Consider the following 17,663-nt stretch of genomic DNA (forward strand, 5'->3'; position numbering starts at 1 on the left):
CAGCAGCAGCGGCCCCATCTCGGTGATGGTGGTGCGCACCGGGTGCCCCTGCCTCCCGAACAGGTCCCAGAAGATCGTCGGCGACTTGCTCGCCGCATAGTCGGTAAAGCCGATGTCCTCGGCGCGCTTGACCTGCCAGTCCTTCATCTGGCCCATCGCCGCGATGCCCGAAAGGTCGCCCTTGATGTCGGCCGCGAACACCGGCACCCCCGCCGCCGAGAACCCCTCGGCCATCACCTGCAGCGTCACGGTCTTGCCGGTGCCGGTCGCGCCGGTCACCAGCCCGTGCCGGTTGCCATACTTCAGCGCCAGGTATTCCGGCCGCGTGCTGCTGCCGAGATAGATCTTGTCGGGAAGGAGCATGACGCCTCGCTGGATTCGGTGGCCGTGTCTGACTCTATAGCGGTGCGGGCATGGGGTGCCAAATGAAAGCGCGGCGGCGTGCCGCAGATGAAAGATCGCCTGTGTCCTTGATCGGCCGACCTCTGGCCCTACCTACGACGGACCAAAAAACATGAGGAGAATCCGAGCCATGAAGTGTCCGATCGATGACGTCGAGCTGGTGATGAGCGACCGCCAGGGCATCGAAATCGACTATTGCCCGAAATGCCGCGGCGTGTGGCTCGATCGCGGCGAACTCGACAAGATCATCGAGCGCTCTGTGACGGTGCCTCAGACACAGCAGCCGCAGCGCGTGGAGGAGCCCCGCCGGGTCGAACCACGCTACGAGGATCGCGACCGCCGCTACGACCAGCACGGCGATCACGGGCGCAAGCCCTACAAGAAGCGCGAGTCCTTCCTGGGCGATTTGTTCGACTTCTAGTCCAAGCCATTGTAGCGGGAGCGGTAACTGCGTTTTCCTCACATGGTGGTATGGTGCCTGCATGCAAATCACCCGTGACGGAATCCAGAACCCCTCCCGACGCCGGTTGATCGGCGGCCTCGCGGCACTGAGCGTCCTGCCGCTTGCGGGCATCGCGCAGGCCCAGTCGCTCGACCCGGCAACGCTCAATCTCACGGCGGGCAGCCTCGAGGACCAGAGCGGCGCGCTGCAGGAAGCGCTGCTGCGCGCCGCCGCCGAGGGGCGGAAACTGTTCCTCCCCTCCGGCGCCTATTACGTGCAGAACCTGCAGGTGCCCAGCAACGTGGTGGTCGAGGGCATTCCCGGCTCCACCATCCTTGCCGCCGCGGGGGAAGCGCCCCTCTGCCGCATCGCCGGCAGCGCCCATGTCAGCTTCTCGGGCATCACCTTCACCCGCGGCAATGGCGGACCGACGGGCGCCGACCGGGGCCTGCTGGAGATCGAGGCCAGCGAACACGTCACGCTCAGCAATTGCAGTTTCGTCGGCGGGGCCGCCAACGGCATCGCGATCCGCGATGCGGCCGCCGCTATCCAGGGCTGCGACTTTACCGGCCACGCCCTCGCCGCGATCTTTTCGATCGACAGCCGCGGCCTCAACATCGCATCCAACCGCGTCGACAAGTGCGGCAATGGCGGCATCCTCATCTGGGGCGGCCAGAACCGTCACGATGGCTCGGTGGTCACCGGCAATTCCATCACCGGCATTGGCAGCACCAATGGCGGCAATGGCCAGAACGGCAACGGAATCAACGTCTTCCGCTGCAACGACGTGGTCGTCGCCAACAACCAGATCGCCGATTGCGCCTTCACCGCGGTGCGCCTCAACTCGACCGGCAACGTCTCCGTCACCGGCAATCTCTGCCGCAACTCGGGCGAGGTCGCGATCTTTTCGGAATTCGCCTTTACCGGCTCGGTGATCGCCAACAATGTCATCGACGGCGCCGCCGCCGGCATCTCGATCACCAATTTCGATTCCGGCGGCCGCCTCGCCGTCTGCTCGGGCAATATCGTGCGCAACATCTACCAGCGCTCCGAGGTCAACCCCGACACCAAGCCGTGCGGCATCTATGTCGAGGCCGAGACCAGCGTTTATGGCAACAGCATCGACAACGTCCCGGGCATCGGCATCATGGCCGGCTACGGCAGGTTCCTGCGCAACGTGGTGATCGCCGACAACGTCCTCTATGCCACCCGGACCGGCATCGCCGTCAGCGTCGTCCAGAACCCCGCCCCCGGCCCGGTCTCGATCACCGGCAACATCATCAGCGCCCCCCTCGACTTCGCCATCGTCGGCATGGAATGGGACAAGGTGGTGGTCGAGGACCTCGTCAGGGACGCGGCGAGGTATCCGCATGTGACGGTGGCGGATAACAGGGTGAGCTAGGCGGACCGCGCTGAGGACCGGTCTAACCACCTACTCAGGGGGTGGAGCTTATCGAAGGTCGCTCAGCCGCGCGGTTACAACACTTTTGGCGCCATTCTGGCGTTTCTGTTGAAACCATTGTCGCGCAGCAATTGCCGGCTGCGGCCCGGTACCGTAGTGCCAATCTTGTATCGCTTCGCCGGCTCGGACTATGATTGGGTTGACTTGCTGGAGCGCCGAATGACCAAGAAGTACGTGGTCAATGCCTTCTGGGACGATGAAGCGAAGGTTTGGGTCGCCACGAGCGACGACATCCCCGGCCTCACAACCGAGGCTCGCACCCTCGATGCACTTGTCGCGCGAGTTAACGCGGTTGCTCCCGAGCTCCTTGATGACAACGCTCATCTGATCCGCGGTGGCCGGACGCCGGACGAGCAGATCTCAGTGCAAATTCTGTCCTACGTTGACGCCTCGCACGCCGCATAGATGGTCCGGGGCTTCTACCCCCAGATCGTCGATGCGCTGAAGGCTGCCGGCTATTCCTTCAAGCGCCACGGAAAGGGTGACCACGAAATCTGGCATAACCCGGCGACCAATAAGTCGGTGGCCGTGGATCGGGGATCGCTCTCCCGCCACTCCGCCAATGGGGTCATGAAGCAGGCTGGCATCGGTAAGCGCTTCTAGCCCCTCACCCATCCAGCCCCAGCGGGTCCGCATCCAGTGGCCACATCGGTCGCGGCACCCGCTTGAACGGCAGTGCCGACCAGTCCGGGTTGCTCGTGCCCGGCGTCGCGACGAACAACTGTTTCCGTGTATTGTCGACGAACAGGTCCTTGTGCTTGTAGAGGTTCTTGATCGAGACGACCTGCTTGTCGTCGAAGCTGATGCCGTGCAGCGTCAAGAGGCTCAGCGAATAGAGGTTGGTGCGGAGCGTCGTCAGCAGCACCTCGATGCCCTCGACCCGCACCACGGCGACGTCGCCGATATCGATCCGCTCGTCGGCGAGGTGATCCTGCCAGGCGTTGCGCTTGAGGAACAGCACCTCGGCATCGGCGTCGTGCGCAGGCCCCGAATGCGGCTCGTACTTGCCGCCGATGCGCAGCTTCAGCTTGCCGCCGACGCCAACCTGGAAGCAGATGTTGACTGCCAGCGGGTCCCAGAGCGGCGCGATCGCGGCGTTGCGGATGCCGGCATCGATGAAGGCCTTCAGCACATAGGTCGTATCGCCCGGCGCGCCGCTGCCGATCTGGTCCGCCGTGTCGGCGATCAGCAGCGGCTTCTCGCCCTTGATCTTCGCCTCCTCGATCGCCTCCGCGAACGGGGTAAACGGCAGCGTCGCCTCCTTGCGGATGCGGTAGAACCACTCCCCGAACCGCTTCGCCGCCTCCGCGGCGACACCCATGTCGCCATCGGCAATGGCAAGCATCTTGGCTCCCGCCAGCGGCACATCGGCCCAAGGGAAGCCGTGGTTGAGCGACAGCGACAGGATGCCGTCCTTGCCCTCGGCCTCGATGATCGCCTTGGAGAACTCGATCATCGGGCCCTCCATGGTGGTCGGGAACAGGCCCATCGACTTGCAGTCGAACAGAGCCATCTTCGGGTCGATCTCGCCCGCGAGCAGCCGCTTCATCAGCTCGAACAGGTCATGCGCCCGCTCGGCATGGTCGATATGCGGATAGGTCTTGTAGATGACGATCAGGTCGGACGCGTCGACGATGGTGTTGTCGACATGCCCGTGCAGATCGAGCTCGACGCCGATCTTCGTGCGCTTCCCGACCTGCTGGCGGATGCGCGTTACGAGGTCCCCCTCGCAGTCGTCATAGCCGTCCGCCACCATCGCGCCATGCAGATAGAGCAGCACCGCGTCGACCTCCCCCGCTGCCGCGAGATCGCCGAGGATGCGGTCGCGCATCGCCTCGTAGTCCTTGCGAACCGTCGGCCCCGCCGGATTGGCGAATGCGAAGAGGCTCTGGACGACCTCCCAGCCCTCCTCGCGCCCCCGCTCGAGCCAGATCTGGCCTGGCGAGGTCCACGGCGAAGCCGGAAACGTCTCGATGTTGCCTTCGGCCCACAGGCAGGCCTTGAAGTCGTCGAGCCCGGTCGGAAACGACGCGAAAGTATTGGTTTCCGTGCCCAGGGTGGCGATGAACAGGCGCATGCGGCGGACTCCCCTCAGATTGCCGACAACCTAGGGACCCGTCTGCCGACCGGTCAACGTCCCGGTGTTCCGCCGCAAGGAACGCGGCACCCAAACCCCGTGTGAATCAGTGCCGCAGCGTACCAGCCGCCCGCATCTCGCCGACGACGAACCCGCGCACGTTCTTGACCCCCTGCCGCGCGAAGCGCTCGAGCACAAGCTGCTGGATGTCATCCGGCTCGGCGAACTCGAGCAGCAGGTTGGCGACCAGTGTCTGGCTCGCCAGCATGTTGCCGTCGTCGATCTTCAGCGCATAGCCCCAGCCCTTGTCGCGGATGGCGCCGCATTGCACGCCCTCGGCGCCGCCCTTCTGCATGACGCGGCCACCGAACGCCTCCATCACCAGCGTATCCAGATGCCCGGTTCCCGCCACCAGCAGCGGGTGCGAAGTCGCTGCGTCGAAGATGCGGTTGGCCGCGCTCGCCAACTCCTCCGGCAGTCCCTCGCCCGTTGCCATCCGTGCAAAGCCCCGCGCAAAACCGGATAGCGGCGCCGCCCAGGTCGGGATCGAGCAGCCATCGGTGCCGCAGCGATCCTCGCTCAAGGGCTCGCCGATCACCGTCTCGATCGCCTGTCGCACCGCCACCTGCACCGGGTGCCCGCGCGTCACGTAGTCATGCGTGTCGACGCCCAGCGCCCGCGCCACGCTCAGCATGCCCGAGTGCTTGCCCGAGCAGTTATTGTGCAGCTGGCTCGGCTCGAGCCCTGCCCGGCGCAGCGCCTCGCGCGCCCGCGCATTGCTCGGCTGGTGCGCGCCGCATTCGAGGTCATCGGCGCCGAGCCCGAGATGGCCGAGGAAATGCGTCACGCCAAGCACATGCACGTCCTCGCCATGGTGCGATGCACAGGCCAGCGCCAGTTCCTCGTCGCTCAGCCCGAACCGGTCAATGGCACCCGAAGTCACCATCGCCAGAGCCTGCATCGATTTGATCGCCGAGCGCGGGAACACCGGCCGCGAGATGTCACCGGCCGAGGCGATGATATTGCCCTTCGCGTCCGAGACGACGAACGCCGCCCGGTGGCGGTTCTCGACGAAGTTACCGCGCGTCTGTTCGATGAGGATAGGGTTGGCGTCCACGACTGACTCGAAAGAAAATGGCCCGGAGGTTCCTCTAGGAAACCGTCCGGGCCGCGAAGTCAATCTACTGGAGGTCAGTCAGGCACGTGCATGGGAGGCGGTAGAAGCCTGCCGCGCCGTTTGGAGCAACGCGGCGGGAAATCGGGGGATCAGATGTCCCAGTCGTGGGCGAGCTTCAGGAACCGGGCGTTCACCCAGCCCCTGGTTTCCTGCTGCTCGACGAGGCACCAGTCCGAGCCGCCCTGCGGCGCAATGATGCAGCGTTCGACCCAGACGCTGGTCCTGGGTTCGAACTCGCCGACCTTCTGGGAGTACGAGGCGGGCCACTTGCGGGCGTTCAGCGTGTCCCACTTCTTGACGCCGACGATGTGAGCGGGGGTCTCGACGTCATAGCCGGCGGCCATGACCGGCTGGATGGCGAAGGCGGCGGCGCCGGCGATGATCAGACCCGCAAGGGTCGCGACCAGCAGCTTCTCATGGGTCTTGTTCATTTGGCGTCCTCTCGGGACCGGGGTGTCGATCTGTTGGGCCGACCTTGCCCCACCCCGATTGAACCCCCTCTGAGCCGGCCATTCAGAAACCATTCATCGGCAGGGCAATCCGGCGGCAGAAATAAGGAGGGCGGGGACCGCAGCTCCCGTCCTCCCTGTACGAGTCCACTGCGTCAATTGCTCATGCGATGGACGTAGAGGCTGATAGCGTTCTGGCCCATCATCTGCACGGCGAACACGTCGATGGGGAAATAACCCCAGCGGTGCAGTTCCCTGACCAGCACAGGATTGTTGCGGATGGCCCCGCGCAGGTGCCATGCGTTGCCGTCCTCGGTGTTCATCATGTCGGTATGGGGGCACACCTCGACGACCCAGACGCCCTGCCGGCGGTCGATCCCGGTTACTTCAGCGGGCGACACGTGCGGCAGATACCCCATGTCGTTGCCGCAAGGGCGAGGCTCGAGCGGTGATATCGTTGATTGACCCACAGCGGGAAGAATAAAGGCAGACGTCAGGGTAGCTGCGGCCAGGGCGGCCAAGGCAAGCTTGTTCATTTCAGTCTCCTTGTGTGTGCGGCTGGGGCACCGCGTGACAGTCCTTTCGATGCGAGGCGTGCGCCTCAGGTTGACGCTCGCCATCAGCATGCGCTTCGGCCGTCAAACTGGCCGTGACATACGTCAATCCGGTGGGTGACGGGCAGCGCAGGAATTGCCCTAGGTTGCGCGCAACTCACGCAAATGCCGCAGCCTGCCACGTCGCCGGCAACGGAAACGTCGCCTTCGCCGCGAGCAAAACTGTGCGCCGCCCGACGAGGAGTAGCGATCGGCTGCCTTCAGAACGCGAAGCGGTGCACGTAGAGATTGATGGTGTTCTCGCCCATCATCTGCACTGCAAATACGTCGTCGCTGAAATAGCCCTTGCGCTGCAGTGCCCTGACCAGCACCGCGTTGCTGCGGATGGCGCCCCGGACGTGCGCCGCGTTGCCGTCGGAGCGCATGAAGTGGGATCTGGGGCAAATCTCGGTGACCCAGACGCGGTGCTCGACGTCGATTCCAAGCACTTCGGCGGGGGATACGGGCCTCAGGTAGCCGAGTTCGTCATCGCAGAAATGCTCCCGCGATTCACGTTCGCTCTGTGCAAGGGTGGGGAGAACAGTAGAAGACGTCAGCATGGCTATGGCCAGGGCGGCCAGTGCAAGCTTGTTCATTTCAGTCTCCTTGTTTGTGCGGCTTCGGGTTACCGCGTGCCAGTCCTTTCAAGGTGGGCGTACGCCTCTCGTTGATGCTTTGATAAACATGCTCCGCGGCAACCGGTTCGTCCGTGACATCCGTCATTGCGCCTCGCGACGGAAAGTGCCCGGCGGGTGCTGGGTTCGGCGCAAATCACATCGGACGACGTAGGCTTCGGCCAGTGGCCCTCGCCCTCCTCGCCGCCATCCCGACCGCAGAAACGAGGAGGGCGGGAACCGCGGCCCCCGCCCTTCCCTCAACTCGATCGACTGGTTCAGCGGCCGAAATGGTGCACGTAGAGACCGATCGTGTCGTCGCCCATCATCTTCACCGCGAACACGTCGTCGCTGAAATAGCCCTTTTGCTCGAGCGCCTCGACCAGCACGCCGTTATCCGCAATCGCGGTCCGCAGATATGCTGCGTTGCCGTCCGAACGCATCAGATCGGACGTCGGGCAAATTTCGGTGATCCACACGCGGTAGCCGTTGTCGATGTCGAGCACATCGGCCGGGAATACACGCTTCAGATGGCCGAGTTCGTCACCGCACTGCGAGGTTGCGGAAGAGTTGTCCTGTCCACATTGTGCGTCGCCGCACGGGGTGTCGAGTTGCACCTCCTGAGCATTGGCCGGGAGGGTGGAGAACGAAGGCAGCATGGCAACCGCGAAGGTAGCGGCGAGGGCGAACTTGATCATTTCAGTCTCCTGGTGTGAGGCGGATGAAATACCGCGGCGCAGTTCTTTTGATGTGAGGCATGCGCCTCTTGACCGCTGGGATAAGCCAGCGCCCCGGCTGTTGAACTGGTCGTGACGACGCCGTTCAGGCTCGTGACAGAAAGGGCCCGACCCGTGCTAGGTTCGGCGCAAATCACTTCGGAGGATGCGAGCGATGGCGAAGGTTCTGGTGACGGGCGGCAGCGGCAAGCTCGGGCGGGCGGTGCTCAAGGATCTGGTGACCAACGGTTATTCGGTGCTCAACATCGACCAGGCGCTGCCCAGGGAGCAAATCTGCCCGACCGTGCGCATCGATCTCACCGATTTCGGCCAGGTGGCAGAGGCCATCATGGGCGGGGTCGATGAGCGCAAGGGCCCCTTCGACGCCGTCGTCCATCTCGCGGCCATCCCGGCGCCGGGCCTGTTCGCCAACAGCCGCACCGTCGCCAACAACGTGCCCAGCAGCTACAATGTGTTCGAGGCCTGCCGCCTCGCCGGCATCAAGAATGTCGTCTTCGCCTCGAGCGAAACCGTGCTCGGCCTGCCCTTCGATTCCCCGCCGCCCTACGTGCCGGTCGACGAGGAGTATTTCCCGCGCCCCGAGAGCGCCTATTCGCTCGGCAAGCTCCTCGACGAGACCATGGCGGCGCAGTTCTGCCGCTGGGACTCGGAGCTCAAGATGGTCGGCCTGCGCTTCTCGAACGTCATGGACGTCGAGGACTACAAGGCCTTCCCCTCGTTCAACGCCGACCCCAAGCTGCGCAAATGGAACCTCTGGGGCTACATCGACGCGCGCGATGGAGCCCAGGCGGTGCGCCGCGGCATCGAGGCCGAGTTCAAGGGGTTCGAGCCCTTCATCATCGCCAACCAGGACACGGTGATGAGCCGCGCCAATGTCTCGCTGATGGCCGAGGTGTTCCCCACCGTGCCGCACAAGGGCCAGCTCTCCCCCAACGGCACGCTGCTCTCGATCGATAAGGCGCGGCGCATGCTCGACTACAACCCGCAGCATAGCTGGAGGAACCACGTCTGATGGTCCGACTGGGCGGGCACGGGCTCCCGATCGGGAGCGACGATCCCTATGCCTTCGCCCGCGCCCATCGCGAGTTCGGCTATAGCGCCGCCTATGTTCCCGAGGTGCGGATCGACGACCGTGCTCGCCTCGCCGACATCGAGCAGGCCTTCGCGGCCGAGGACGTCGTCCTCGCCGAGATCGGGATTTGGCGCAACCTCGTCTCGCCCGACGAGGCGACCCGCAAGGCCAACCTCGCCTATGCCGTCGAGCGCCTCGCCATCGCCGATGCCGTGGGCGCCGGTTGTGCAGTGAGCTACATCGGCTCGTTCCGAGCCGGGACCGACTATGCGCCCGCCGCCGAGAACATGGGCCGGGAAGCCTTCGATGCGACGGTCGAGACGGTCCGCTACCTGCTCGACACGGTGAAGCCGACACGGGCCAAATTCGCGCTCGAGATGATGCAGTACTCGTTGCCCGACAGCGTCGACAGCTATGTCGAGCTCATTCGGGCGATCGACCGGCCGATGTTCGGCGCGCATTTCGATCCGGTGAACATCATCATGACGCCGCGGGTGTACTTCGATAACGGCGCGCTGATCCGCGAGTGCTTCGACAGGCTCGGGCAGTGGGTCGTCTCGTGCCACGCCAAGGACATCAAGCTCCATCACCAGGCGGCACTGCACCTCGACGAAGTGCAGATCGGCGAGGGCGTGCTGGATTACCGCACCTACCTCACCGAGCTCGATCGGCTGCCCCGCGAGGTGCCGCTGATGCTCGAACACCTGGACGGCGCCGCCTATGCCGTGGCCCGCGATCGCATTTTCGCCGTGGGAGACGAGGTCGGGGTCAGATTCGCGCGCCCGTGAAAATCACTGCTTGGTGATTGGTCACATTCCGGCCAACACTGTGCGTTGCTAGCCTGTAGCGAACACCGGATCACTGGAGCCGCCATTGGGCGCCTACATATTGCGACGCCTGCTCCTGATGATCCCGACCTTGTTCGGGATCATGGTCGTCTCCTTCGTCATCGTGCAGTTTGCCCCGGGCGGTCCGGTCGAGCAGGTCATCGCCCAGATGTCCGGCCAGAACGTCAGCGCCACCGAGCGCATCACCGGCAGCCAGGGCGGTGACTTCGCCGGCCAAGAGACCTCGCAGGCCACGGACTCGAACGACGTCAATGCCACCTATCGCGGCGCCCGCGGACTGCGCCCGGAAATCCTCGAGCGCATCAAGAAGCAGTTCGGCTTCGACAAGCCCCCGCTCGAGCGCTTCGCCACCATGATGTGGAACTACATCCGGTTCGATTTCGGCGACAGCTACTTCCGCGACATCTCGGTCATCGACCTGATCAAGGAAAAGCTCCCGGTGTCGATCACGCTGGGCCTCTGGATGACCATCCTCGGCTACGGCGTCTCGATCCCGCTCGGCATCGCCAAGGCCATCCGCGACGGCTCGCGCTTCGACGTGTGGACCTCGTCCGTCGTCATCGTCGGCTATGCCCTTCCGGGCTTCCTCATCGCGGTGCTGCTGATCGTGCTGTTCGCCGGGGGCAGCTTCTGGGACTTCTTCCCGTTGCGGGGGCTCACCTCAGAGAACTTCGCCAGCCTCCCCTGGTACAGCCAGATCCTCGATTATCTCTGGCACATCACGCTGCCGGTCACCGCCATGGCGGTCGGCGGCTTCGCCACGGTGACGTTGCTCACCAAGAACTCGTTCCTCGAGGAGATCCGCAAGCAGTACGTCACCACCGCCCGCGCCAAGGGCCTCAACGAACGGCAGGTGCTCTACCGGCACGTCTTCCGCAACGCCATGCTGCTGGTCATCGCCAGCTTCCCCGCGGCGTTCATCTCCGCGTTCTTCGGCGGCTCGCTGCTGATCGAGACGATTTTTTCGCTCGATGGCCTCGGGCTCCTCGGCTTCCAGTCGGTGCTCAACCGCGACTATTCGGTGGTGTTCGCGACGCTCTACGTCTTCTCGCTGCTGGGGCTGGTCATCGGGCTCGTCTCCGACCTCATGTACATGTGGATCGATCCGAGGATCGATTTCGAGTCCAGGGAAGTCTGATGCACGGCATCGCAGCGGGCATCCGCTCTCCCTTCATCGCCTTCGCGCCAGCCGACCACGCCCGCCCGGCCCCCCGTCTCTCCCCGATCAACCAGCGCCGGCTCAAGGTCTTCAACGCCAACAGGCGAGGCGTATGGTCGCTGTGGATCTTCCTCATCCTGTTCATCCTCACCATGTTCGCCGAGCTGATCGCCAACGACCGGCCACTGGTGGTGAGCTACAAGGGCGAATTGCTGTTTCCGGTGCTGGTCGCCTACCCCGAGACCAAGTTCGGCGGCTTTCTCGCCGAAACGATCTATCGCGACCCGTTCATCTCGGACGAAATCAACGCCAATGGCTGGATGATCTGGGCGCCGATCCGCTACTCCTACAACACGGTCGACGAATCCCTCACCGGCGCAGTCCCCTCGAAACCTTCATGGCTGCAGACGCCCGAAGAGCGCTGCGCCTTCTATCCCGCCGGCGTCGCCGATCCCTCGTGCAACATCGGCAATTTCCACTGGCTCGGCACCGACGACCAGGGCCGCGACGTGCTCGCCCGGCTGATCTACGGCTTCCGCATCTCGGTGCTGTTCGGCCTCATCCTTACCGTGCTCTCCTCGATTGTCGGCATCGGCGCCGGGGCACTGCAGGGCTATCTCGGCGGCTGGGTCGATCTCACCGCGCAGCGGCTGATCGAGATATGGACCTCGGTTCCCTCGCTCTATCTGCTACTGATCATTTCCAGCATCATCGCCCCGAGCTTCTGGGTGCTGCTCGGTATCCTGCTGCTGTTCTCGTGGACGGCGCTGGTCGGGATCGTGCGCGCCGAGTTCCTGCGTGCCCGCAACTTCGAGTATGTCGCGGCCGCCCGGGCACTCGGCGTCTCCAACTTCAAGATCATGACGGGGCACCTGCTCCCCAACGCCATGGTCGCGACCCTCACCTTCATGCCGTTCATCCTCGCCGGCTCGGTGACGACGCTCACGGCCCTCGATTTCCTCGGCTTCGGCCTGCCGGTCGGCTCGCCGTCGCTCGGTGAACTGCTGAGCCAGGGCAAGGACAACCTCTCCGCCTGGTGGCTGGGGATCACCGGCTTCTTCACCGTCTCGATCATCCTCACCCTCCTCGTCTTCATCGGCGAGGCGGTGCGCGACGCCTTCGACCCGCGCAAAACCTTTGCGGGGCGCCAATGAGCGGCCCCCTGCTCCAGGTAGATGACCTGCACGTGGATTTCGCCACCGAACACGGCCAGATGCACGCCGTCCGCGGCGTCTCGTTCGACATCCAGCCGGGCCAGACGGTGGCACTGGTCGGCGAGTCCGGTTCGGGCAAGTCCGTCACCGCCCTCTCCGTCCTCCGCCTCCTCCCCTACCCCGCCGCTTCCCATCCCAAGGGGCGCATCCTGTTCAACGGCGTGGACCTGCTCGGTGCCGACGGTCGCGGCATCCGCGCGGTGCGCGGCAACGCCATCTCGATGATCTTCCAGGAGCCGATGAGTTCGCTCAACCCGCTCCACACCGTCGAGCGGCAGGTCAGCGAAGCGCTGATCCTCCACCGCGGCATGCGGCGCGCGGCGGCGCGCGTCCGCACCATCGAGCTCCTCACCGAGGTCGGCATCCCCAACCCGGAGTCGCGCCTCGACGATTTCCCGCATCAGCTCTCGGGCGGGCAGCGCCAGCGGGTGATGATCGCAATGGCGCTCGCCAACGAGCCGCAACTGCTCATCGCCGACGAGCCGACCACCGCGCTCGACGTCACCGTGCAGGCGCAGATCCTCGAGCTGCTGATGTCGCTGCAGAAGAAGCGCGGCATGGCGATCCTGTTCATCACCCACGACCTGCAGATCGTCCGCCGCATGGCCGAGATCACCCACGTGATGACCGAGGGCAAGATCGTCGAGTCCGGCACGACCGAGGCACTCTTTGCCAACCCCCAGCACCCCTACACGCGAAAACTCCTTGCCGCCGAGCCGAAGGGCGATCCGCCGTCGCCGGCCGCGGATGCCCCCGTGCTGGTCAGCGCCGAAAAGCTCCGCGTCTGGTTCCCGATCAAGCGCGGGTTCCTCCGCCGCATCGTCGGCCACGTGAAGGCCGTGGACGACATCGACATCACCATCCGCCGCGGCGAAACCCTCGGTCTCGTCGGCGAGTCCGGGTCGGGCAAGACCACTCTCGGCCGGGCCTTGCTCCGCCTCATCGGTTCGGAGGGCCGCATCGTCTATCTCGGCAAGGACATCGAGAAGCTCTCCTGGGGCGCCATGCGGCCCTTGCGCAAGGACATGCAGATCGTCTTCCAGGACCCGTTCGGCTCGCTCAGCCCGCGCATGTCGGTGGCCGAGATCATCGCCGAGGGCCTCGCGGTCCACGCCCCGCAGCTCAGCCCCGCCGAGCGCGACGCGAAGGTGGTCCAGGCCCTCACCGAAGTCGGGCTCGATCCCGAAGCCCGCTTCCGCTACCCCCACGAGTTCTCCGGCGGCCAGCGCCAGCGCGTCGCCATTGCCCGCGCCATGGTGCTCGAGCCGAAATTCGTCGTCCTCGACGAGCCCACCTCCGCCCTCGACATGAGCGTCCAGGCCCAGGTGGTCGACCTGCTCCGCGACCTGCAGCGCCGGCACAACCTCACCTATCTCTTCATCTCGCACGACCTGCGCGTCGTCCGGGCGCTCGCCAATGAGCTGATGGTGATGCGCAACGGCAAGGTGGTCGAGCACGGCCCGGCCCGCGACATCTTCGCCGCGCCGCAATCCGACTACACCAAGGCCCTGATGGCTGCCGCCTTCGCCGTCGAGGCGGCTCCGAGCCCCGAGGTGGCGCAGTGAGGGGAGCCGCGGATCAGGTGGCTGTGGACCCCCACCCCTGTCCCCCTAAGAATGGGGAGGGAGACCCTCTCACCGCTATCAGTGCTTTGGTCTCCCTCCCCAGTAGGGGGAGGGGACAGGGGTGGGGGTCCACAGCCGCGATCTCTCCTGGACCACCCTCGATTCCCGCCGCAATCGCCCCTAAGCTCCCCCGCAACGTTCTCCCCCAACGGAGGCCCTTCATGCACCTCGCCAAGCTCGCCACCCTCACCCTCGCAGCCCTCCTCGCCCTCTCCCCAGCCCTCGCGCAGGAGAAGGTCTGGCATCACGCCGGCTCGCTGATCGGCGAGCCGAAATACCCCGAGGGCTTCGCCAGGTTCGACTACGTGAACCCCGATGCCCCGGTCGGCGGCCAAGTGCGGCTGAGTTCGATGGGCGGCTTCGACACCTTCAACCCGATCCTGCCCGAGGGGGAACCGGTCGACGGGATCGGCCTCGTCTATGAGACGCTGACCACCGCCTCGCTCGACGAGACCTCGACGCAATACGGCGACCTCGCCGAAGCATTCAGCTTCCCCGACGACTATTCCTCGGTCACCTTCCGCATGAACCCGCGCGCCAAGTGGGCGGACGGCGAGCCGGTGACCGCCGAGGACGTGGTCTGGTCGTTCAACAAGATCATGGAGCTGAACCCCAGCCAGGCGAACTACTACGCCAACGTCACCAAGGCCGAAGTCACGGCGCCGGGCGAGGTGACCTTCACTTTCGACCAGAAGGGCAACCGCGAGCTGCCGCACATCATGGGCCAGCTGATCGTCCTGCCCCAGCACTGGTGGGAAGGCACCGGCCCGGACGGCAAGCCGCGCGACATCGCCCACTCCACCCTCGAGCCGCCGATGGGCTCGGGCCCGTACAAGCTCGCGAGCTTCTCGCCCGGCGCCTCGGTCACCTACGAGCGGGACCCCAACTACTGGGCCCTCAAGGAGCCGTTCAACATCGGGCAGAACAACTTCCAGCAGATCAAGTACGAGTATTTCCGCGACACCACCGCCGAGTTCGAAGGCTTCAAGGGCGACGAATTCGACTGGTGGGACGAGAACCTCGCGCTGCGCTGGCAGAACGGCTACGACTTCCCCGCCGTCACCGAAGGCAAGGTGACCAAGGAGCTGTTCGAGAACAATTACCGCGGCTCGGGCGTCCTCGTCGGGTTCGTCCCGAACCTTCGGAAGCCCCTGTTCCAGAACGAAGCCCTGCGCGAAGCGATGCTCTACGCGTTCGATTTCGAGGAGCTCGACAAGCTCAGGTTCTTCGGCCAATACGACCGCATCAACAGCTACTTTTACGGCACCGAGTTCGCTTCGTCCGGCCTGCCTCAGGGCAAGGAGCTCGAAATCCTCAACTCGGTCAGGGACCTCGTCCCCGCCTCGGTATTCACCACCGAATACAAGAACCCGGTCAACGGCGATCCGACCAAGCTGCGCAACAGCCTCCGCACCGCCAACCAGATCCTCACCCAGGCCGGATACACCCTCAACGGCAACCAGCTGATGGACCCGACCGGCAAGCCGGTCTCGTTCGAGATCCTGCTCAACGGCCCGACCATCGAGCCGATCGCCACGGCGTTCCAGACCAACCTCAAGCGGCTCGGCATCGACGCCACCATCCGCACCGTCGACTCACCGCAATATATCGAGCGGGTCGGCAAGCGCGACTACGACATGATCTATACCGGCTGGGGCCAGTCGCTCTCCCCGGGCAACGAGCAGCGCGACTTCTGGGGCTCGGCGTCAGCCCAGGGCGAGGACAGCCGCAACTATGCGGGCATCGCCGACAAGGGCATCGACGCATTGATCGACAAGGTCATCTTCGCCACCGACCGCGATACGCTCATCGCCGCCACCCGCGCGCTCGACCGTGTGCTGCTCGCCCACCACTACGTGACGCCGACCTACACGCTGCGCAAATCTCGCATCGCCCGCTGGGACCGCTTCAGTCACCCCGATCCCCTCCCCGAATTCAACATCGGCTTCCCCACGGTCTGGTGGTACGACGAGGCAAAGGCGGCCAAGACCGGGGCAGCGAAGAACTAGGCCTTCGACAGATCGAACCAGGCGAGGCCCTTTTGCCGGGCCTCGTCCCGCGCCTCGTCGTACCCCGCGTCCGCGTAACGCATCACGCCGAGCCCGGTATCATTGGTCAGCGCGTGGCTCAGCCGCGCGTCGGCCGCCTCCGTACCGTCCGCCACCAGCGTCACGCCGGCCGAGGTCATGTACCCGGCGTAGCCGCCGCCGCCCGAGTGGATGGCGACGAGGTCGGCCATCGAGGCCGTCAGCAGCATGGCATCGAGCAGCGGCCAGTCGGCGATGGCGTCCGAGCCGTCCTTCATGTTCTCGGTCATGATGTTGGGGTGCGCCATGGCGCCGGCGTCGAGGTGATCGCGGCTGAACGCCACCGGGCCGCTCAATTCCCCTGATTTTACAAGGGCATTGACGGCCAGTGCCAGCTGCGTGCGCTCGCCGTGGCCAAGCCAGGCGATGCGGGCGGGCAGGCCCTCGAACGGCACGTATTGGCGCGCGAGGCCGATCCAGTTGGTGACGATGTTGTTGCCGGGAAACATCTCCAGCACCAGGTCGTCGATTCGCCGGATATCGTCCGGCTCGCCGGACAGCGCCATCCAGCGGAAGGGGCCGATGGCCCGTGCGAACAGCGGTCTCAGGTAGGCTTCGGTGAAGATCGGGATGTCGAACGCGTGCTCGACGCCGCCCTTTTTCGCCTGGGTGCGGATCAGGTTGCCGTTGTCGAACACCTCGGCGCCGGCGCGCTGGAAGGCGAGCATGGCGTTGACGTGTTCGACGATGGAAGCCGTGCTTTCGGCCATCAACAGCGCCGGATTGGCTATGCGTAGGTCATGGACTTCCGCCAGCGTGCGCGTCCGCGGCACGTAGCCATAGACGAGGTCGTGCGCACTGGTCTGGTCGGTCACGATATCGGGCACGATTCCCCGCCGCACGATCTCGGGATAGACGTCGGCGGCGTTGCCGACGAGCCCGACCGAGAGCGGGCGCTTCTCCTTCACGGCGGCGTCGATCATCGCCAGCGCGGTGTCGAGGTCGGGGGCGATCTCCTCGAGGTAGCCGATGTCCTTCCGCCGTCGCGCCCGCTCCGGATCGATATCGACGACGAGGATCGCGGCGCCCGCCATGCGGCCGGCCAGCGGCTGCGAGCCGCCCATGCCGCCGAGCCCGGCGGTGAGGATGAAGCGGCCGCGCAGGTCGCCGCCGAAGCGCTTCTCGGCGATGCGCATGAAGATCTCGTAGGTGCCCTGGATCACCCCCTGGCTGCCGATATACTGCCACGCCCCGGCGGTCAGCCCGCCCCAGGCGATCAGGCCCTTCTTCTCGAGCTCGTAGAACACCTCGGCCTTCGCCCACTGCCCGACGATGTTGCAGTTGGCCATGATCACCAGCGGCGCCTGCGCATGGGTCTTGAACAGGCCGATGGGCTTGCCGGACTGGATCAGCAGCGTCTGGTCCTCGTCCATGGTGGTCAGCGCGGCGACGATCTGCCTGTGCGCTGCCCAGTTGCGCGCGGCCTTCCCGAGCGCGGCGTAGACCACGAGGTTGTCGGGGTCCTCACCGACAGAGAGCACGTTCTCGAGCAGGCGGAGCAACCCCTCCTGGCGCCAGCCTTTGGCGCGGAGGACGGGGCCGGAGGGGATGGGGAAATTGGGGTGGCGGGAATTGGGTTTGGGCATGGTGTGGAGGTTCTAGCACCAGCCGCAAGATGGCGAAACTGCCCCTCACCCGGCGCTACGCGCCACCCTCTCCCTCAAGGGGAGAGGGAAGAAGGCGAGATTGTGCCACGCTCTTCCCC

At 65.2% G+C, this 17,663-nt stretch carries 18 protein-coding genes; 10 read left to right on the forward strand and 8 right to left on the reverse strand.

Going from position 1 to position 17,663, the window contains the following annotated elements:
* The coding region (locus JWQ89_RS19740; RefSeq protein WP_299643875.1) for a helicase HerA-like domain-containing protein at window positions 1-363 on the reverse strand (363 nt) is incomplete at its 3' end.
* A 169-nt stretch (window positions 364-532) separates the two neighbouring features.
* Between JWQ89_RS19740 and JWQ89_RS19745 the strand changes: the two genes are divergently transcribed.
* The 4 genes from JWQ89_RS19745 to JWQ89_RS19760 all read left to right on the forward strand — a co-directional run bounded on the left by JWQ89_RS19745 (window position 533) and on the right by JWQ89_RS19760 (window position 2,909).
* Window positions 533-823, forward strand: a complete 291-nt coding sequence (locus JWQ89_RS19745) for a zf-TFIIB domain-containing protein (RefSeq protein WP_299643878.1) — start codon at window positions 533-535, stop codon at window positions 821-823.
* Window positions 824-884: 61 nt separating this feature from the next.
* Window positions 885-2,246: a TIGR03808 family TAT-translocated repetitive protein gene (locus JWQ89_RS19750; protein WP_299643880.1), complete on the forward strand. Its 1,362-nt coding sequence runs from the start codon at window positions 885-887 to the stop codon at window positions 2,244-2,246.
* A gap of 219 nt (window positions 2,247-2,465) precedes the next feature.
* Window positions 2,466-2,711 carry a DUF1902 domain-containing protein gene (locus JWQ89_RS19755; protein ID WP_299643883.1) on the forward strand — a complete coding sequence of 82 codons (246 nt, stop codon included), beginning with the start codon at window positions 2,466-2,468 and terminating at the stop codon, window positions 2,709-2,711.
* Window positions 2,712-2,909 (forward strand): type II toxin-antitoxin system HicA family toxin, encoded by a 198-nt coding sequence (locus JWQ89_RS19760; protein WP_299643886.1) that lies wholly within the window; start codon window positions 2,712-2,714, stop codon window positions 2,907-2,909.
* 4 nt (window positions 2,910-2,913) lie between these two features.
* Here JWQ89_RS19760 and JWQ89_RS19765 read toward each other — a convergent pair whose 3' ends face one another.
* The 6 genes from JWQ89_RS19765 to JWQ89_RS19790 all read right to left on the reverse strand — a co-directional run bounded on the left by JWQ89_RS19765 (window position 2,914) and on the right by JWQ89_RS19790 (window position 7,914).
* Entirely contained in the window at window positions 2,914-4,383 is a 1,470-nt protein-coding gene (locus tag JWQ89_RS19765; protein WP_299643887.1) for a M81 family metallopeptidase, read from the reverse strand.
* Between the two features lie 106 nt (window positions 4,384-4,489).
* Window positions 4,490-5,500: an asparaginase gene (locus JWQ89_RS19770; RefSeq protein ID WP_299643888.1), complete on the reverse strand. Its 1,011-nt coding sequence runs from the start codon at window positions 5,498-5,500 to the stop codon at window positions 4,490-4,492.
* A 149-nt stretch (window positions 5,501-5,649) separates the two neighbouring features.
* Entirely contained in the window at window positions 5,650-5,991 is a 342-nt protein-coding gene (locus tag JWQ89_RS19775) for a hypothetical protein (RefSeq protein ID WP_299643890.1), read from the reverse strand.
* Window positions 5,992-6,164: 173 nt separating this feature from the next.
* Window positions 6,165-6,545, reverse strand: coding sequence for a hypothetical protein (locus JWQ89_RS19780; protein WP_299643892.1), 381 nt, complete (start codon window positions 6,543-6,545; stop codon window positions 6,165-6,167).
* A 278-nt stretch (window positions 6,546-6,823) separates the two neighbouring features.
* A complete protein-coding gene (locus JWQ89_RS19785; RefSeq protein WP_299643893.1) occupies window positions 6,824-7,198 on the reverse strand; it encodes a hypothetical protein in 375 nt (124 codons plus the stop codon).
* Window positions 7,199-7,494: 296 nt separating this feature from the next.
* Complete coding sequence (locus JWQ89_RS19790; protein ID WP_299643895.1) at window positions 7,495-7,914, reverse strand: hypothetical protein; 420 nt, start codon at window positions 7,912-7,914, stop codon at window positions 7,495-7,497.
* 193 nt (window positions 7,915-8,107) lie between these two features.
* Here JWQ89_RS19790 and JWQ89_RS19795 point away from each other — a divergent pair, with 193 nt between their 5' ends.
* The 6 genes from JWQ89_RS19795 (at window position 8,108) to JWQ89_RS19820 (ending at window position 15,880) form a co-directional block, all read left to right on the forward strand.
* On the forward strand, window positions 8,108-8,965 hold the full coding sequence (locus tag JWQ89_RS19795; protein ID WP_299643897.1) for an NAD(P)-dependent oxidoreductase: 858 nt from the start codon (window positions 8,108-8,110) through the stop codon (window positions 8,963-8,965).
* Window positions 8,965-9,813: a sugar phosphate isomerase/epimerase gene (locus tag JWQ89_RS19800; protein ID WP_299643898.1), complete on the forward strand. Its 849-nt coding sequence runs from the start codon at window positions 8,965-8,967 to the stop codon at window positions 9,811-9,813. The genes JWQ89_RS19795 and JWQ89_RS19800 overlap by 1 nt, the downstream gene beginning before the upstream one ends.
* An 85-nt stretch (window positions 9,814-9,898) precedes the next feature.
* Window positions 9,899-11,011, forward strand: a complete 1,113-nt coding sequence (locus tag JWQ89_RS19805; RefSeq protein WP_299643899.1) for a microcin C ABC transporter permease YejB — start codon at window positions 9,899-9,901, stop codon at window positions 11,009-11,011.
* Entirely contained in the window at window positions 11,011-12,186 is a 1,176-nt protein-coding gene (locus JWQ89_RS19810) for an ABC transporter permease (protein ID WP_299643901.1), read from the forward strand. Before JWQ89_RS19805 ends, JWQ89_RS19810 begins: the two co-directional genes overlap by 1 nt.
* Window positions 12,183-13,811 carry an ABC transporter ATP-binding protein gene (locus JWQ89_RS19815; protein ID WP_299643904.1) on the forward strand — a complete coding sequence of 543 codons (1,629 nt, stop codon included), beginning with the start codon at window positions 12,183-12,185 and terminating at the stop codon, window positions 13,809-13,811. The genes JWQ89_RS19810 and JWQ89_RS19815 overlap by 4 nt, the downstream gene beginning before the upstream one ends.
* Before the next feature lie 221 nt (window positions 13,812-14,032).
* Complete coding sequence (locus tag JWQ89_RS19820; RefSeq protein WP_299643906.1) at window positions 14,033-15,880, forward strand: extracellular solute-binding protein; 1,848 nt, start codon at window positions 14,033-14,035, stop codon at window positions 15,878-15,880.
* Here the strand turns inward: JWQ89_RS19820 and JWQ89_RS19825 are convergent.
* Window positions 15,877-17,544, reverse strand: a complete 1,668-nt coding sequence (locus JWQ89_RS19825) for a urocanate hydratase (protein ID WP_299643908.1) — start codon at window positions 17,542-17,544, stop codon at window positions 15,877-15,879. The genes JWQ89_RS19820 and JWQ89_RS19825 overlap by 4 nt on opposite strands.
* Window positions 17,545-17,663 lie beyond the last annotated feature (119 nt).

The sequence above is a fragment of the Devosia sp. genome (genome assembly GCF_028290645.1).
Taxonomy (GTDB): Bacteria; Pseudomonadota; Alphaproteobacteria; order Rhizobiales; family Devosiaceae; genus Devosia_A.

What these genes read in the sequence shown, in the direction of transcription:
- JWQ89_RS19775 (WP_299643890.1), bottom strand. Translation starts at nt 5,991, where the DNA reads ATGAACAAGACCCATGAGAAGCTGCTGGTCGCGACCCTTGCGGGTCTG.
- JWQ89_RS19760 (WP_299643886.1), top strand. Translation starts at nt 2,712, where the DNA reads ATGGTCCGGGGCTTCTACCCCCAGATCGTCGATGCGCTGAAGGCTGCC.
- JWQ89_RS19750 (WP_299643880.1), top strand. Translation starts at nt 885, where the DNA reads ATGCAAATCACCCGTGACGGAATCCAGAACCCCTCCCGACGCCGGTTG.
- JWQ89_RS19780 (WP_299643892.1), bottom strand. Translation starts at nt 6,545, where the DNA reads ATGAACAAGCTTGCCTTGGCCGCCCTGGCCGCAGCTACCCTGACGTCT.
- JWQ89_RS19765 (WP_299643887.1), bottom strand. Translation starts at nt 4,383, where the DNA reads ATGCGCCTGTTCATCGCCACCCTGGGCACGGAAACCAATACTTTCGCG.
- JWQ89_RS19825 (WP_299643908.1), bottom strand. Translation starts at nt 17,544, where the DNA reads ATGCCCAAACCCAATTCCCGCCACCCCAATTTCCCCATCCCCTCCGGC.
- JWQ89_RS19755 (WP_299643883.1), top strand. Translation starts at nt 2,466, where the DNA reads ATGACCAAGAAGTACGTGGTCAATGCCTTCTGGGACGATGAAGCGAAG.
- JWQ89_RS19815 (WP_299643904.1), top strand. Translation starts at nt 12,183, where the DNA reads ATGAGCGGCCCCCTGCTCCAGGTAGATGACCTGCACGTGGATTTCGCC.
- JWQ89_RS19790 (WP_299643895.1), bottom strand. Translation starts at nt 7,914, where the DNA reads ATGATCAAGTTCGCCCTCGCCGCTACCTTCGCGGTTGCCATGCTGCCT.
- JWQ89_RS19810 (WP_299643901.1), top strand. Translation starts at nt 11,011, where the DNA reads ATGCACGGCATCGCAGCGGGCATCCGCTCTCCCTTCATCGCCTTCGCG.
- JWQ89_RS19785 (WP_299643893.1), bottom strand. Translation starts at nt 7,198, where the DNA reads ATGAACAAGCTTGCACTGGCCGCCCTGGCCATAGCCATGCTGACGTCT.
- JWQ89_RS19795 (WP_299643897.1), top strand. Translation starts at nt 8,108, where the DNA reads ATGGCGAAGGTTCTGGTGACGGGCGGCAGCGGCAAGCTCGGGCGGGCG.
- JWQ89_RS19800 (WP_299643898.1), top strand. Translation starts at nt 8,965, where the DNA reads ATGGTCCGACTGGGCGGGCACGGGCTCCCGATCGGGAGCGACGATCCC.
- JWQ89_RS19820 (WP_299643906.1), top strand. Translation starts at nt 14,033, where the DNA reads ATGCACCTCGCCAAGCTCGCCACCCTCACCCTCGCAGCCCTCCTCGCC.
- JWQ89_RS19745 (WP_299643878.1), top strand. Translation starts at nt 533, where the DNA reads ATGAAGTGTCCGATCGATGACGTCGAGCTGGTGATGAGCGACCGCCAG.